The sequence below is a fragment of the Okeania sp. SIO1H4 genome, from assembly GCF_010672695.1.
GTDB classification, from domain to species: domain Bacteria; phylum Cyanobacteriota; class Cyanobacteriia; order Cyanobacteriales; family Microcoleaceae; genus Okeania; species Okeania hirsuta.
The window spans coordinates 24,367-40,777 of record NZ_JAAHGB010000063.1 but is presented as its reverse complement, the minus strand read 5'-3'; the positions used below and the strand labels follow the sequence as shown (position 1 = coordinate 40,777).

General features: G+C 34.8%; 12 protein-coding genes. 3 read left to right on the top strand and 9 right to left on the bottom strand.

The window, feature by feature from the left end; all coding sequences use genetic code 11:
• Nucleotides 1-104: 104 nt before the first annotated feature.
• Both F6K06_RS27060 and F6K06_RS27055 read right to left on the bottom strand, forming a co-directional pair.
• Nucleotides 105-587, bottom strand: coding sequence for a cytochrome P450 (locus tag F6K06_RS27060; protein WP_287243742.1), 483 nt, complete (start codon nucleotides 585-587; stop codon nucleotides 105-107).
• Between the two features lie 361 nt (nucleotides 588-948).
• A complete protein-coding gene (locus tag F6K06_RS27055) occupies nucleotides 949-2,820 on the bottom strand; it encodes an alpha-amylase family glycosyl hydrolase (RefSeq protein ID WP_287243740.1) in 1,872 nt (623 codons plus the stop codon).
• Nucleotides 2,821-2,935: 115 nt separating this feature from the next.
• On the opposite strand from F6K06_RS27055, the gene F6K06_RS27050 reads away from it, so the two are divergent.
• Nucleotides 2,936-3,133, top strand: coding sequence for a hypothetical protein (locus F6K06_RS27050; protein WP_124147803.1), 198 nt, complete (start codon nucleotides 2,936-2,938; stop codon nucleotides 3,131-3,133).
• A gap of 141 nt (nucleotides 3,134-3,274) precedes the next feature.
• Here the strand turns inward: F6K06_RS27050 and F6K06_RS27045 are convergent, their stop codons facing one another.
• The gene (locus F6K06_RS27045; protein WP_287243739.1) at nucleotides 3,275-4,336 is read right to left on the bottom strand and encodes a vWA domain-containing protein; all 1,062 of its coding nucleotides are present in this window, start codon (nucleotides 4,334-4,336) and stop codon (nucleotides 3,275-3,277) included.
• Between the two features lie 554 nt (nucleotides 4,337-4,890).
• Here F6K06_RS27045 and dprA point away from each other — a divergent pair.
• Both dprA and F6K06_RS27035 read left to right on the top strand, forming a co-directional pair.
• Entirely contained in the window at nucleotides 4,891-6,036 is a 1,146-nt protein-coding gene (gene dprA / locus F6K06_RS27040; protein ID WP_124147802.1) for a DNA-processing protein DprA, read from the top strand.
• Between the two features lie 472 nt (nucleotides 6,037-6,508).
• Nucleotides 6,509-7,033, top strand: coding sequence for a hypothetical protein (locus F6K06_RS27035; RefSeq protein ID WP_161564762.1), 525 nt, complete (start codon nucleotides 6,509-6,511; stop codon nucleotides 7,031-7,033).
• Between the two features lie 714 nt (nucleotides 7,034-7,747).
• On the opposite strand, the gene F6K06_RS27030 is transcribed toward F6K06_RS27035, so the two are convergent.
• The 6 genes from F6K06_RS27030 to F6K06_RS27005 form a co-directional block, all read right to left on the bottom strand.
• Nucleotides 7,748-8,899 carry an extracellular solute-binding protein gene (locus F6K06_RS27030; protein WP_287243736.1) on the bottom strand — a complete coding sequence of 384 codons (1,152 nt, stop codon included), beginning with the start codon at nucleotides 8,897-8,899 and terminating at the stop codon, nucleotides 7,748-7,750.
• Nucleotides 8,896-9,462 carry a phycobiliprotein lyase gene (locus tag F6K06_RS27025; protein ID WP_124142754.1) on the bottom strand — a complete coding sequence of 189 codons (567 nt, stop codon included), beginning with the start codon at nucleotides 9,460-9,462 and terminating at the stop codon, nucleotides 8,896-8,898. Before F6K06_RS27025 ends, F6K06_RS27030 begins: the two co-directional genes overlap by 4 nt.
• Nucleotides 9,463-9,765: 303 nt before the next feature.
• Nucleotides 9,766-10,905 carry an ABC transporter ATP-binding protein gene (locus F6K06_RS27020; protein WP_287243734.1) on the bottom strand — a complete coding sequence of 380 codons (1,140 nt, stop codon included), beginning with the start codon at nucleotides 10,903-10,905 and terminating at the stop codon, nucleotides 9,766-9,768.
• Between the two features lie 366 nt (nucleotides 10,906-11,271).
• Entirely contained in the window at nucleotides 11,272-12,366 is a 1,095-nt protein-coding gene (locus F6K06_RS27015) for a patatin-like phospholipase family protein (protein ID WP_124142756.1), read from the bottom strand.
• Between the two features lie 1,235 nt (nucleotides 12,367-13,601).
• Nucleotides 13,602-14,678, bottom strand: coding sequence for a PotD/PotF family extracellular solute-binding protein (locus F6K06_RS27010; protein ID WP_287243731.1), 1,077 nt, complete (start codon nucleotides 14,676-14,678; stop codon nucleotides 13,602-13,604).
• An 866-nt stretch (nucleotides 14,679-15,544) separates the two neighbouring features.
• Nucleotides 15,545-16,408, bottom strand: a complete 864-nt coding sequence (locus F6K06_RS27005) for an ABC transporter permease (protein ID WP_124142758.1) — start codon at nucleotides 16,406-16,408, stop codon at nucleotides 15,545-15,547.
• Nucleotides 16,409-16,411 lie beyond the last annotated feature (3 nt).

Below are 16,411 nucleotides of genomic sequence, written 5' to 3'. Positions count from 1 at the left end.
AAATCACTTTTTTTTAGTGGTCACTTTTTGGGGCTGGCCTCTCCGATGCGATCGCACCTCTGAGTATTCTATCTCAGGAAGAGGGCATTGCTCCTACTGGTCACTTATTTCTGCCATCCTGCACTAGCAATATCAAAGGTATAATCACGAATTTCAGGATACCAAGTTAACGTACCCATTTTTGCCCACTTCTCCAAATAGCTAGCAGTTATAGTCTCCATTGTGGGAGCATAATTTGCTAAAGCTCTAGGTTGAAAAGCTTGTGCCAATAGTCTACGCCGTTGTTGATGGAGGCTGCCTTGTTGTACTGCTAAAGAGTTAGGGCCTAATAAAATCCTGGTACTTTTTGGCCAAGTAGCAGTAAAGTATTTATTTTCATTGGAAAACAAAAATTTATTTGCTTCTGCTCCGGCTAAAAATACTGTGGGACTGCCAAAAATATGACTTTTATAGATTTTTCCGTACTTTTTTTCTCTTGTTTGGGCGAATGTATTATCAGTTAAGAAACTGATAGTTTCACCAACAAAAGGTAGGCCAAAATTTCCTGGTGGTAGGGGTAATAATGATTTGGTATTTGTGATAGTCATTTCAGTTATCAATCATATAAATTTAATTCTCACTTGTACTTTGTCTAACATACTTCCACAAAATTGAATTAGAGGTTGTCTGAGAAGTCTCATTTGTTACATCAAAGCCCCCTAAATCCCCCAATTTTGGGGGACTTTTACCAACTAATGGATTCTTGTTACCCCCAGAATTGGGGGGCTAGGGGGGCAAAATTCAGTATTAAACAACTTTTCAGATATCCTCTTAATTAAGATTCAAAAACACTCATATTTTAAATTTATATTTTTCATTAAAAAAAACTTCTTCCCTTTTCCTTCTTCAATAATCACCACCTAAAAATTAAACTTCTTCCTTCTTCCCTCTTCCCTCTTCCTTCTTCCTTCAATAAGCCCAATTATCTTGCCACTTAACCGTACCCTCTTCAGCTAATAACCATTGTCGAGAAACTAAATTTTCTCGCTGTGGAATTTCAGTTTCATTTCCATTTTCATCCCGGTAAACAATTGCATATTTATAAGCAATTACTTTTCCTGCACTTTCATTAAAGGGAATTTCATTAAACCAAGTATTAGAATTAATATATTCTAACTGGTAAGCTTTACTAATATCCCAATTTCCCAATTCAGGACAATCTCCTGTTACTACTATTGCTTCTCCAGGATTAGTTGAAACTCCATTTAATTGCGCTCGGACGATTAATTTTCCCTTGACGCGATCGCCTAAATAATTAATCACTATCATCTCTTGTACACCCAGTTCTAAATTATGTAATGCGCCATCTTTTACCTCAAAAAAGCGCTTTGTTAAAATACAAATATATTCTCCATCTTCTAAATCAGTTTCTACCCGTTCTATTGTTACTGAATCACCTCGATTAATTGCTACAAAACAACGATAATCTCGGTAACATCGCACATAACAATAAACATCCTCAGTAATATATTTTTGCCATTGACTTCCCAGAGAAACAGCAGGATTAATTCGACGTACTTTTGATAATAATTGAACATCCCGATAAATTGGTGTATCTATATCCCATTTTTCCATCATCGGGCGATTATAAGGTTCTTCCCCACCATCTGTATCATTATAAAGATATTGCTCAGTACCATAATAAATGCAGGGAATACCACGAGAAGTCATAATTAAATTAATAGCTAATCTCAAAATTCCTGGGTCTGGATTCAAATTTTGAAACCTGGGGATATCATGGTTATCAATAAATGTCACTAGCTCACTAGCACTATTATAAACATTATCTTGGTCTAATACTTCTTGAATAATATGAAATCCTCCCGGTTCACATTTTCCTAGCGCGCGTCGAATTGCCACACAAAAACCAAAGTCTAACATTGACATTCCAGACTTATTAGCAAATTCCAGAGATGCACCATCATAAGGTCCGCTAAAAATCCATTCTCCAAAGACAAATACTGAAGGTTTATGACTTTTAATATCAGCATAAAATTCTTGCCAAAACCATAATGGCATATGTTTAATTGTATCTATTCGTAGCGCATCTACTCCACGGTCTAACCATAATTTAATTGCTGATTTAATATAATCTCTATAGTCAGAATTATTCTCATTAAAATCTGCTAATCCTCCCAATTCTCTATTTTCGACTTGCCATTTGTCATCCCAATCTTCTACTTCACCATAATGGTGATACCAGTCGTTAACATCGTTATGAAAATCAGCAATTAAAACTCCATCATCAAATAACTGACCTTTTTTACCACCTGCATCTGGGCTACTATGATTACACACAATATCCAAGATTATTTTTATTCCTAAATCATGAGCTGCTGCTACTAATTTGTCGAAAACTGTTTCCTGATTTTTTACTAAAGAAATCTCATCATCTTTGTCTACTAAACGAGGATTGAGTCGTTTAAAATCTTTCGCCCAATAGCCATGAATAGGAGCCATTTCAAATAATTCTTCTTCTATTTGTTCAAATAAAGGAGTCATCCAAATAGCTGTAATTCCCATATTTTTGAGATAGCCAAGTTGATCAATTATTCCCTGTAAATCTCCACCCCAATATAAACCCCATTTTTCTTTATTTGGGTCATATAATTTAGGATTTGGACCTTCATTATTCCTGGGGTCTCCATCAAAAAAGCGGTCTACAATAATGAAATATATTGTTTCTTGGCGAAATTCTATAGAACGAGTGAAAAGAAATTCAAAGTCGTTGTTAGTATTATGTTTACTGTTAAATGTTTTATTTGTAGAATCTTTTGGCATTTTTGAGTATAATTCTTGCTATGACTAAGGTTTGGAGAATTTTCCTAAAACAGTATTTCAAGCTTGACGCGCTACTACTGGACTGTTTCATCTAAAATAGTGCGTTAATTTTTGGTTGTGGCAAGACAAGGATGACAAGGATGACAAGGAGGACAAGGATGACAAGGAGGACAAGGATGACAAGGAGGACAAGGAGGACAAGGAAGACAAGGAAGACAAGGGAGAAAAATCTATTGCAACATTTAAGATGAAACAGTCCACTACCAATAGCTTCTTCCTTCTTATATCATGTCCGCTGGTATCGTTTGTGTAAATCCAAGGGTGAATATCTACAGGAAATTTAGGTTTTTTCAAGCTTTTAAGCCTTCTTCCTTCTTCCCTCTTCCTTCTTCCTTACCTTCGCTATACAATACTGATGCTACCGGACATGATATTACTTCTTCCTTCTTCCTTCTTACCGACTCCAATCTTCAACTTCATACAAAAAACGAGTTCCACCAATTAATTTACGATTCACCGACGTACTCTGAACAAACACCACATATTTCTCCAAGTTATTAGGTTTAATTCGCACCGTTGTACCATGAGGCAAATCTAAAATTTCCCGCGCAGCTTCTCCCTGAAATAAATCTCCTGTTGCTCGAACCATTAAAATAATTTCTTTTTTCCTTTGAATAGTTTCGGTCTTCGTAAATTCATAAAAACCACGCCCTTTGTTAAAAGTTAAACCATTTTCTAAGACAAAGTTTTTAATTGGTTTATTCTCATCCACTTCTAAAACTTGGAACCTTCCCGGCGTAACAACTCGCAAATATGCTGACTCATAAACACTCGTTTCTTCTCGATTTAACATGGTATTAAAAATTTGATTTAAAACACGATTCATTCGCCCCATATCTACAATTTCTTGTTCATAATTTTGCAGCTCTTCATCTGAAGATTGTTGATAACAAACTGCTAAAAATAAATCATTAATATAAGCAAATTGGTCTAACTTGATATGAAAACCACCAGATTTTTCTGCCAATTCTTGATAAAACATTGTGGCATGACGACGATTTAATGCTTGTACGCCATAAATTATAATTCCCATATCTGATAATTTATTAACTTCTTCTCGCCAATTTAACTTCTGAGGATTTTGACTAGGTGGATGAGGAATATCATCTCCAATTAATACTAAAGATTTGGTTGCTTTCCGAGTCCAAGCAAAAGATTGAGCTTGATGCAATACTAATTCATAACATTCTGGCGCGTCTCCACCACCTGTCTTTCCTACCCTTTCTACAAAGTTACAAATAGCATCAATATTTTGGGATAATTCTAATCGTTTTGTCACATAAGTAGAGTGGCGATCGCAATAATCTCCATGAGCAATAATTCCAATTCTAATACCAGGAATTTCTAACATTAATCGAGTTACTGTATTTTGGATTTTTCGGCGTACTTGAGTTAGGCAAGGATACATACTGCCAGTTGTGTCAAAGCTGAATACTACTTCTATATTATTAGTCATATTTTTTCTCCAATTTTTGACAAAATTTCCACAGAAAATCCCTCGGTTTCAGCCTATAAATTAGCTGCTACCAATTAGATAAATTAGTTAGGTTTGAAAGCTTTATAGCAGGGAACAGGGAACAGGGAATAGGTGGAAAAACATTTCCCTGTCTGAGGTTCACCATCAGTTTATGTTCTCAGGACTTACGCACAGACACTATGTATAGAGTCCAGTAACTATTGTCCAATAATTAAAAGTACTATATATAGCGTATCTGCGTAAGTCCTATTTATATTTTAATCAATGTTGAACAAAACGTCAATAATAAATTGAATAAAAAATCAATCAAATATTTTTTAGATTATAGACAAAACAATATTTTTCCTTCTGCTTTCTGCTATAAATGCTGGGAGAGCGGGAAACCCTAAAATAAGTTTACAGCGACTTTCATTTGGGTAGACCACAGTAGGGACGTTCCATGGAACATCCCTACAAGGTTTTTGTTTGTGAAGATGTGGTTCATCAACTTGAAAAGTGCTGTAGAAACAACCATTGCTTAATAGGAGAAATAATTGATAGAAGAACGTGCCTACTGGTTGGCATGGGCAAAAATCAGTGGTATAGGTCCAATAGCTCTACAACGACTCAAACAACAATTCGAGACTTTGGCAATAGCTTGGACGGCCAGCCCCAAAGAATTAGGCCAAGTACCAGGATTTGGCCGTCAGAAGATAGAGAAAGTAGTGGAAGAGCGATCGCGTCTGGACCCAAAACAACTAATAGAAGAACACACGGCGAAAAATCCTAATTTCTGGACTCCAGCAGACCCAGACTATCCACGTCTTTTGCAAGAAATTCCGACACCGCCTGCTCTGCTATATTATCGAGGCATAGTTGACCCCCAAGAAGTTCTAGGTATTACTCCGACGGTAGGAATAGTCGGTACTCGTTACCCCACTGAATATGGTCGTCGTTGGACAAGGAAAATAAGTTCGACCTTGGCAAAAAGTGGATTTACTATTGTTTCTGGACTAGCTATGGGAATTGATGCTGAGGCACATAGTGCTTGTTTAGAAGCAGGGGGGCGAACAATTGCTGTTTTTGGTAATGGGGTTGATACAGTTTATCCCAAGGAAAATAAAACTCTTGCTGAAAAAGTGATAAAACAGGGGTTGGTGGTGAGTGAATATCCGGCAGGTACGAAACCAAACTCTAAACATTTTCCCCAACGTAACAGAATTATTGCAGGATTAAGTAGGGCAGTTTTAGTGATGGAAGCTCCCCAAAGATCGGGTGCTTTAATTACTGCAGATATGGCAAATGAATTTTGTCGAGATGTGTATGTTTTACCTGCTCGTTTAGATGACGAAAAATCTCATGGTTGTTTGCAGTTAATTAATCATGGTGCAGAGGTAATTCCGATTACTATGGATAAGTTATTAGAAATGTTAGGAGCAATACCACCGTTAGATATTGATGTGGTAGAACCTTCCGAACAATTATCTTTATTTGAGGAGAAAAGTCGGGATTCTATTCCAGATTTACAACCTCTTTTAGCGAAGGTTTTTCAACATATTTCTAATGAAGCTATTCATTTAGATTTAGTTGTACAAGCAACAGGTTTATCACCAGCAGATGTTTCTAGTTCTTTATTACAGTTGGAGTTATTAGGGTTAGTTACTCAGTTACCAGGAATGCGTTATATCATCTCCGGTTGAATACTTGACGGAGGAGTCAGGAGTCAGGAGTCAGGAGTCAGGAGGAAAGAAAGAAGAAGAAAGAATAAAGAGGAGGAAAAAGAGAAAGTTTTTTATCACGAATTATCCGGACATGATATTTTCAAAAAAATTAATATGGCAGGTATCTGTGGGTGCATCTCATATTTGCAAAAATACTTTTTTCCTATATATTTTCTGTTGCCTGTTGCCTGTTGCCTAAAAGCGATAATTTTTTGGCTTTATTCTTGCATTGAGATGTACCCGTATCTGTAAAACTTCTGCTTTTTTTAATTAATCTTGATGTTGAATATCAAATAATGATTAAATTTTTCCTTCTTATTTCTTCCTTCTTCCCTCTTCCTTCTGAATAATGACTAAATATTTACTTCTTCCCTCTTCCTTCTTCCCTCCTCTTTCTTATTTCTTCCTTCTTCCTTCTTCCCTCTTCCTTCTTACTTCTTACTTCTGAATAATGACTAAATTTTTCCTTCTACCTTCTTCCCTGTTCTTGATTATTTCTTCCTTCTTCCTTCTTCCTTCTTCCCTCTTCCTTCTGAGTGCTACTGCCACACCGAAAATTATTTTTCCCACCTGCCCTAGAAATGAAATTTCTAAGCTACCTCAACCTCCTTTATCTCAAACTCAACCAAGTATTCCTAGTCTGTGGTTAACCCAAGATTTCTTTGGTGAAGAACTTATTTATACTTGGTTTGTTGACTCAGATGATATTTGGGTAATGTTGGTAGTCAGAAAATTAATTTGGGATAAAAAAGGCTACCTAGAACGTTATAAATTTATTAACCATTTTGGTAATGTAGCTAGAGAATATGGCTATAACTTACAAGTATGCGAACCTCGTAATAAAAAACCAATTGCTGCCTATTTTTGTGACTTTGAAACTGCTCCATTAAATTGTAATGTAGAAATTGATTATAGATTTGGTAGAAGTTTATTTCGTTCACCTAAAGGCTTTACATTTCCTCCCACAGTAGAGTGAATATTTATCATGACTAGATTTCTTTATTCCCAATTTTTCAAACAATTTTTAGAAGAATTATAGCAATTTCCATACTGGCGAGGTACAAAATTTTAGGTTTGAGGGAACACCGGATCTGGGAACGGGGAACAGGGAATAAAAATACGAAAAGATCACTGTACCTCACGAGCTTGAGAAACGCTATACTATCAATTATTCATACAGTAAAAGTACGCTATGATCTACAGATAAATCCGATAAATAGATGTTGTGGTAATAACGAATATCTTTGTTTATTTTTGTCGTGAAAATTATCAGATGTAAACAAGCGATCGCTCCCTAAGTAATAATATTAAATTCGATAGTATTGGCATTATTTAGGATACATAGCACAAGGAAGAAGGAAGAAGGAAAAATCTTACGTTATCTGGGTTTTAAGCTTTTTATCTGTCTTAACCTTTCCTTCGACTGCTATAGCAATAAGGTGAAAATTTTAGGGGCAAACGGCCGTTTACCTCTACTGATACTAGAAATTATATTACTCGGTAATATTATGTCCGCTTAATTAGTCAGAAAAAACTTTTTCCTCTCTCTCATTTTTGGCATTTTTTCCCTTTATTCCTTTTTTCATCTTCTCCAAATTTCGTTTATTCAGTATTCAAACAGAAATGATATAGGTACAAAAAATCAAAAACATAAAATTATATTTAATATTACAAGAAGTCATTAAAATATTTAACCAGATTTCATCTCAACAGATAGACGAATTTCTTGCCATAATTGCCTATATTGTTGAATAGTACTATCTGCCAGTGGGTAGAGAAAATCACTTTTTTCTAGAATATCTTCTGGAGGTAATAGCAAAGAATTATCTTTAATTTCTGAAGTTAATTCAGTTGGATTTATCCCTGGTATAATTGGAGAGGTAGTCTGAGTTATCAGAGACATTTGTTCTGCTATCTGAGGTTCCCAACAAAAATCAATCCATTTTTCTGTTAAGGAAGTCTCCACAGTAGCAGCAGGTTTTACCCATAAATTAGACCATAAAGCTGTACCAGATGTAGGTATTACCGCAGCAATATCTTTCCGTGTTTTAACCAATGGTAAAATATCGTTAGACCAACCAACAGCTAACCAAGTATCTCCAGTAATTAGAGATTGTAAATAATTATTGGAAGCGTAATATTTAACTTGTTGATTTAGTTTAACCAGTTCCGATTTTAAATTTTCAACTTTACTAAGATTTTTAGCATTATAAGATTTACCCAATTTTTTCAGAGTTAAACCAATAACTTCTCTAGGTTGATTTAACAAAGAAAATCTATGGCGTAACTCCTCTCTCCATAGATCGTTCCAGTCTTTAGGTTGCCATCCCAAAGTTTTAAATTTATCAACTCGATAAGCAATTAATGTTGTACCCCACTGATAAGGTGCTGCCCAAATTTTTCCTTGGGGGTCTGCATAACCTTGATTATTACGCTTCACTAACTTTTGCCATTTTTCCGGCAATTTATTCCAATTTTGTAAAGCTTCAGAATTAAGAGGTTGAATTAATTCTTGTTTAATAGCATTTGCTAACCAATAATCTCCTAAAGTAACGAGATTAGCAATATTTATATTTGTTTGTTCTGTAGATGATTTTTGCTCTTCTAATAAAAGTTTTCTCTGCCAACTTTGCAACAGAGAAAATAATTCTGTTAAATTTTCTTGAGGATTAAAGTTTAATTTAGGCTGAGATGTTAATTCCCTCTTAAACTTTGACACCATTTGAGCAGGAATAGTGTTTTTTAACAGTTGAATATTTAAATCTCCCTGACCTTCACATCCTGCTAAAAATTCAGCTAAAGTTATTGCTGTAGCTCCGATTAAAAAATTCCGTCGCTTCACTTTTTCTGATTATTTAATATACGCTTTTCTAGATATTGACCAATCATTTTTTGTTCGCCCGCACGGGAAATAATAGTTTGCCGTGTCCGGTATTTATGGCCGATTTGTTTAATTTCTTCCTCAAATACAGACCCATTGTACTCTGTTCTGAGACATAATGTGTTAGGGTCAGATAGATGATATCCAGCTATGATGGGGTTACTTGTAGCAAAACCGCGATCGCGATACAAAATTAAGCCTCGAACTCCGAATATTGTTGAACCTTCAGATTGTTTCTTACCTGATACGGAATCTTGACTAAGCCAACTGACTAATGAACCACAAATCATAGCTGTTTCAGGATTATGTAGTTTATGGAGTTTGGCTAATTCTATAAGTTCTGGACTTCCTAGCTCGAGAAATTTAATTGTTAAATGACTGACTATTTCTTGGGTATTTCCTTCGGGTAAAGTATAGTAACGTCTTTCTGAATGCCATTGACCTTCGGAGCGTTGAAAATATTCAGTAATTCTTGAATCTGCAACTTCTAATACTTGTGTGGTATTCTTTACGCCTAATTCCATTTAATTTTATCCTCTGGGTTTTCTTTTTTATCAAACTAACTGTGATTTGTCAAGAGTTTTGTTTAATTTGTTACTCCTATTAATATATCCTGTTTTTTTTAATAGTTTCCGGACTGGCCATCTGGTTGATGCTTAGTTTGACAGGAGGGGTTGATTTGCGCGGATGGGTAGCTGTACAAGATCAAGGGTGAAAAAAAATTGCTGAAGTTAAGTTTGGGCAAGGTTTAGAGCTTTGTGGAGGAGTATAGGTGATCGTCGCAATTTAGTAAATCCCTATTAGAGATTGAAACTTCAACCAAAATGCTAATTTTTTCCCAACTTCAACCTTTCTTTTTCTGATAAATTTTCTTCCAGCATACTAATATTTTCCACAGGAATATTAACTTTAACTGCCTCACCAATAGCATATTGATTGAGATGAAAACGATTAATATTTTGCCTGCGGATAACTATCTTAGTTTTGTAAGTTAAACGCACAACATAACGAGTATCCGTACCAATATAAACAATATTTTCTACTATCGCTGAAAAATCTGCTTCTTCTGTATAAGTTGATGGATAAATTTCTATTTTTTCCGGTCTGACAACTAAGGTAATAATTGTATCTATTGGCAGATGATTAGCAGAGGGTATTAATAAAGGCAAATCTTCATCTACTAACACCAAACTTTTATCCTCTTGATGTGCAGTTATTCGCCCAGTTAAAAAGTTACTTTCCCCGATAAACTCAGCCACAAAACGAGTTTTTGGTTGTTCATAAATTTCCACCGGAGTTCCCACTTGTAAAACTTCTCCTTGGTACATAACTGCTATTCGGTCAGACATAGTTAAAGCTTCTTCTTGGTCGTGAGTAACATATATAAAAGTAATACCCAACCTTTGCTGCATTTGTTTTAATTCTAACTGCATTTCTTTGCGTAATTTCAAGTCTAAAGCACCCAAAGGTTCATCAAATAATAGCACTGCTGGTTGTTTAATTAATGCTCTTGCTAAGGCGACTCTTTGTTGTTGCCCACCAGATAATTGTCGGGGATAACGCTTTTCCATATCTGTTAATTTTACTTGAGTTAAAGTATCAGTTACCCGACGATTTATTTCTGGGCGCGAAATATTTTCCATTTCTAATCCAAAGGCAATGTTTTCTGCCACTGTGAGATGGGGAAATAAAGCATAATTTTGAAAAACTGTATTGACTGGGCGATGAAATGGCGGACTATTTCCCATTAGTTTGCCTTGAATATAAATTTCTCCCGATGTAGGCACTTCAAAACCAGCTATCATTCTTAATGTCGTAGTTTTACCACATCCAGAAGGACCTAGTATAGAAAAAAATTCTGATTTTTTTATTTGGAGATTGATGTTATTTACAGCGATAAATTTTTTTTGATTTTGACTTTTGAATACTTTGGAAATGTTGATGAGTTTGACGGTCTGAGATAGCATATTTTGGCGTTGGTGAATTAGTGTATGATATTAATCTTAATTATTGAGGAGTCAGGAGTCAGGAGTCAGGAGTCAGGAGGGAAGAAAGAAGAATAAAGAGGAATATAAGGAGAAAGTTTTTTGTTCGCGCTCTTATCCGGACATAATATCATACCTCTTTTCACCAACGCCCATATTTTTATGATTAACCCTTGAAATATAGAAGGAAGCACCCCTATTTTTTTCAGCAAATAAATGCAAATTAATATTTTCATAAAGTCCGGTATTTTTCAAGCATTTCAAATGCTACTGTATGACTTTTTTTTGTTCGCTCTACCTACAGAAGTTAGTTTTATCTAGACCAAATATCTACAGATTTATCATTTACTAATTAAGATTAATAAAACGAGCGATCGCTTCTTTAACTAAGGGATAATTTACTTGATTTTCTAAGTCTACATAAGGAACTTTACTTTGCTCAATAAATGCTTCTGTGACTCTGATTAATTGATTAATTTGAGGTTCTCTAGCATCATCTATTGCTTCACTTACTTTTTCATTTATATAAGAGTTAATTACCTTTTTCTCAGTTGTTCCTTGCTGAAAAATATTATTTAATTCAAACTGTAAACGTAAGTAACCTTCAGGATTCTTTGTAGACATGATTTGTTCTGCTACAAGGCTATTAGCTGAAGACTGAGAATTCATCAATATATTAATTAGTTTGATTGCCCATTCAGCTAGCCCCCATTCTACTATTTGCTTATAACTATATGGCTGGCTAGTTTCACCTGTGCCAATAGAAATTATCGAAATATCTTCTAGTTTATGACCTAGTTTAATTGCATAGCTTATTGCTGCTAATGTGGGATTATTCGCTGCTATTCCTCCATCTATATGTGGTAGACTCAAATCTCCATTTTTCAATTCATAAGCTGGAAAATAAGTAGGAGCTGATGAAGAACTAGCACAAATTTCCCACAGAGGGAGATTGTCATACCAAATCGTCTGTTTAGGTATTTCCGGATGATAATTTACAAAAATAGTCGGAGATTCCAAAAACATATTGTAAGCTACAATTAATAAGTTTATTTCACTAATTTCCTCAAGTCTAATTGCCGTTCCATCTTGTCGTAAAAGGTATTTTTTCAAGACTTTAATTAAGCCTTCATTGGAAAACTTAGGAGCAGAAATTCCATATTTCAAAATTAAGGGTAATCTTTTGGGCGACAAGCGACTTTGATATGGAAAAATATTGATTCCTTCTTCCTGATATAGTTTGAGAATATTAGCGCTGTCTGTTCCTGTAGCAACTAGCGCTGCGATAATTGAGCCAGTGGAAGTACCAGCTACTAAGTCAAAATATTCATGTAAAGATTGACCTTTTTGTTCTTTAATTTGTTTTTCAATTTCTATCAGAATTCGTGCTGCAATTACTCCACGAATTCCACCACCGTCTAAACTAAGGATTTTGAAAGTCATTATAGTTTTGCCTTCATAAATATAGTTATTGAACTACTCAATTATATCATTGCTATATAATTCCCAAGAAGCGTGAGGTACAAAATTCCTTTTTTTTAGGGAGTAGGGAGTAGGCTAAGACGCATTTAAAATGCGCCTTAGCAAGTCAGAAGTTAGAAGTCAGAAGTCAGAAGTAATAGGGGGTTGTACTTTTAATTAGGTACACAACAAATAATATTATGTCCGGATAATTAGTGATAAAAAAAACTTTCTCTTTTTTCTTGCTTCTTCCTTCTTTCTGTTCTCCTGACTCCTGAGGACTGACTCCTCTGTCGTTTATTTATAACTATTCAACCGGAGATGATATAAGTGGTTTAAATACACAACAGCTTAGGGAGTAGTAATTCGGGAAACAGGGGATAGAAACAAAGAAAAACAACTGTATCGCACTAATTTGAGAAACGCTATATATCTATAATTAAAGTAGGGTTTAGTACCTGATTTTTGTTAATAACAGGACTGGAACAGAGAGAAAGTTATTTGACACTCCCACCGTCATTTCAATTATCAGTTATCAGTTATCAGTACCTCTGCAATAAGGAGGCAAGGAAATACGGAATCTTCTTTTTTTTATCCTCTTAAAAGAGGAGGCGTAACTACCCAAATTTTTTGGTCAAATCAAAGATTATAACGGGGGATTTTTGTTTTGCTGGCGCAACGCTACGGGAACACAAATTTATAGCAATAAATAGATAGGTTAGGACATAGATTGTTAACGAAGTCAGAAGTCAGAAGTCAGTAGGAGCGAATGGCCATTCGCTCCTACTGAAGTTATTTTTGTAACGGGGATTTAAGCCTCCCTCCAAAAATATTTCGCCTTAAAAAGCGGGGTTTTAGATCCAATTATTTTGATAATAATTTTGTAAGCATTCAGCTATTAGCGGTCAGCTATTCTTAGGCCATGTTGCACAAACAGACTTTTAATGAATAAAGCAAGTATTCGTTTAATTTCTACTACATTCTTAACCTAGAGATTCGTACTCTGAAGCTTTGATAAAATTGCTTTTTTCTTCTTTAAAGGTAATAAAGCTGATAGCTGATAGCTGACTGCTGTTTGCGCAGCATTCCGGAGGAAATGCTTACATAATTTTTAGACAGGGAAATGTTTTTCCTACTGTTCCCTGTTCCCTGTTCCCTGTTCCCTATTCCCTACTATTTTTAATATAAATATCTCTCTAAAGTTGAGCTAAAAATTACTAAGTACCAACTCCTAATTTAACTTCTGTCCAAGCTTCATCATATAGAATTGTGGCTTGACCAACATCTTGAATATAATCAAGTTTTGCAAATAATTCTGGTGGGGGATAAATTGCAGGATTATTCAAATCGGCAGCTTCGATTAAACCTAAATCTTTTGCAGTTTGGTTTGGGGTCGCGTACTTAATGAAATTTGAAATTTTTGCCCCTATTTCTGGTTCGAGAATGAAGTTAATAAATTTTTCTGCAAGCTCTTTATTATTACTTCCTTTAAGAATAACCATATTATCAGTTAAGAGAATACTTCCTTCTTTGGGAATAGCGTAACGAAGGTTGGGATTTTCTTTCATAATCTGGAAAATATCCCCACTCCATTCACAGGTTAAATCTACTTCTCCTTGGTCTAATAAGTTTTGACCTGTATCGGGTGCAAAAGCAGCGATCGCTTCTTTATTTTTAATCAGAAAATCTCTAGCTTCATTAATTTCTTTAGGGTTAGTTGTATTGGGGTCATAACCAAGGGAAATTAAGGCAATTGAAAAGCTACTTCGCATATCATCTAATAGAGCAACTCTGCCTTTAAATTTAGGGTCAAACATAGTTGACCAACTATTAATTTCACCTTCAGTAGCTTTGATGTTATAGCCTATTCCCATTGTGCCCCATTGGTAAGCCATACTATATTTATTTCCAGGGTCGTAAGGAGGATTAATAAATTTTTCATTGAGATTTTTAATATTAGGAATATTTTCCTGATTCAGTTCTTCTAGCAATCCTTCAGCTACCAGAATTTTTACCATATAATCAGCCGGAAAAGCTACATCATAACCAGGATTTCCTGGCTTGATTTTGGCATAGAGGTCTTCATTACTTTCGTAGGTATCGTATTGAATTTTGACATTAAATTTATTTTCAAATTCAGTAATTACTTCAGGAGCAATATATGTTGACCAATTATAAATACTCAGGATGTTATTATTGCTAATTTCTGAAGTATTAGGGCTATTATTGCTACAACCAATTGGTAAAATTACAGCCATAGTAAATAGCAGCAGAAAAGTCATCAGTTTTTTCATATTTACAGATATTTATTTAATCATTTTATATAGAATCCGGTTAGACCAAATCTCAGGCATTCTTGCTACATCTCCTTGAGAGTAGGGAGTAGGGAGTAGGGTTCAAAAACATAATATATTTTGGCTTAATGCCAATAATCCTTACAAAAATTATTGAACCACTATTATTACTTAATAACTGAAGTTGCATCGGAAGTATAGCATTATTTTTGGGAATTGGTATTATACCAATTTGATAAATTTTTGCCACAAATAGTTAGGTTATTTCTTAGGAGTCAGGAGTCAGGTGTCAGGAGTCATAACGAATAGCTTTTATATCATTTATTAGGTCTGAATTTATCTTTTTAGTCAAAAGGGCTTTTCCTGCACTTGTCTTTTAATCCCCCAAATTATTTGTAACATTCTTTTTCTAAATTGGTATTATACAGTATATGTTTATAATTCTATCCACACTTCATTATTAAATTTCTCCATCCCCTAATCTCCCCATCTTCCTACCTCCCCATCTCATATAATAAGTATTTAACTGGATTGAATATTAGGTGTTTTTTTGATTCCCTAATTCCTCAAGAAAAAGGACAGATATTACCAACATCAAAGAAGCTATTAACATCAAAGTAGATATAGCATTATTAAATCTCCCCATCTCTCTACCTCCCCATCTCATATAATAAGTATTTAACTGGATTGAATATTAGGTGTTTTTTTGATTCCCTAATTCCTCAAGAAAAAGGGCAGATATTACCAACATCAAAGAAGCTATTAACATCAAAGTAGATATCCCATTATTAAATTTCCCCATCCCCTCATCTCCCCATCTCTCTACCTCCCCATCTCATATAATAAGTATTTAACTGGATTGAATATTAGGTGTTTTTTTGATTCCCTAATTCCTCAAGAAAAAGGGCAGATATTACCAACATCAAAGAAGCTATTAACATCAAAGTAGATATAGCATTAATTGCTGGTGTTACGGAAAATTTAATCATACCATAAACGAATAATGGTAATGTCGTCGAACCTACTCCCGCAGTAAAAAAAGTTATCACAAAATCATCTAGTGACAAAGTAAAAGCTAATAAAGCAGCACTAAAAATTCCCGGCCAAATCAAAGGTAAAGTAATACGAAAAAAAGTTCGCCATTCATTAGCACCTAAGTCTAAAGCTGCTTCCTCTAAAGCTGGGTCAAGTTCAGCTACCCGCGCTCTCACAGTTACCACAACAAAAGAGATACAAAATGCTATATGACCAATAATTACTGTCGGTAAACCTAGCACTAGACGAATGCCTAAAAAATTTTCTATTAGTTGAAAACTTAGAGAAAAGAAAACTAATAAAGAAAGTCCTATAGTAATTTCTGGAATAATGATTGGTAGAAAAAGTATTGCCTCCAATACAGTCCGTCCGGGAAAACGAAAACGTTCTAATGCTAAGGCAATCATAGTACCAAAAATTGTGGCGATGATTGTCGAAATTACTGCTACGAAAAGACTGTTTTTTAAAGCTTCCCAAATCATCACATCTGTAATAGTGTCATTAGTTGCTCCTTGTAATAAATTCTGATACCAATCTAAAGTGAAGCCTCGCCAAATAGCATTAAAACGAGAATTATTGAAAGAATAAATTACTAATATAAAAATCGGTAAATATAGAAAGGCAAAACCCAGAGCAGCATTTAGCCATAACCCAAACTTACCAAGAGAACGAATGAGTAAATCTAATTGTTTCATTCT

What these genes read in the sequence shown, in the direction of transcription:
- F6K06_RS27060 (WP_287243742.1), bottom strand. Translation starts at nt 587, where the DNA reads ATGACTATCACAAATACCAAATCATTATTACCCCTACCACCAGGAAAT.
- F6K06_RS27055 (WP_287243740.1), bottom strand. Translation starts at nt 2,820, where the DNA reads ATGCCAAAAGATTCTACAAATAAAACATTTAACAGTAAACATAATACT.
- F6K06_RS27045 (WP_287243739.1), bottom strand. Translation starts at nt 4,336, where the DNA reads ATGACTAATAATATAGAAGTAGTATTCAGCTTTGACACAACTGGCAGT.
- F6K06_RS27035 (WP_161564762.1), top strand. Translation starts at nt 6,509, where the DNA reads ATGACTAAATTTTTCCTTCTACCTTCTTCCCTGTTCTTGATTATTTCT.
- F6K06_RS27025 (WP_124142754.1), bottom strand. Translation starts at nt 9,462, where the DNA reads ATGGAATTAGGCGTAAAGAATACCACACAAGTATTAGAAGTTGCAGAT.
- F6K06_RS27020 (WP_287243734.1), bottom strand. Translation starts at nt 10,905, where the DNA reads ATGCTATCTCAGACCGTCAAACTCATCAACATTTCCAAAGTATTCAAA.
- F6K06_RS27015 (WP_124142756.1), bottom strand. Translation starts at nt 12,366, where the DNA reads ATGACTTTCAAAATCCTTAGTTTAGACGGTGGTGGAATTCGTGGAGTA.
- F6K06_RS27010 (WP_287243731.1), bottom strand. Translation starts at nt 14,678, where the DNA reads ATGAAAAAACTGATGACTTTTCTGCTGCTATTTACTATGGCTGTAATT.
- F6K06_RS27005 (WP_124142758.1), bottom strand. Translation starts at nt 16,408, where the DNA reads ATGAAACAATTAGATTTACTCATTCGTTCTCTTGGTAAGTTTGGGTTA.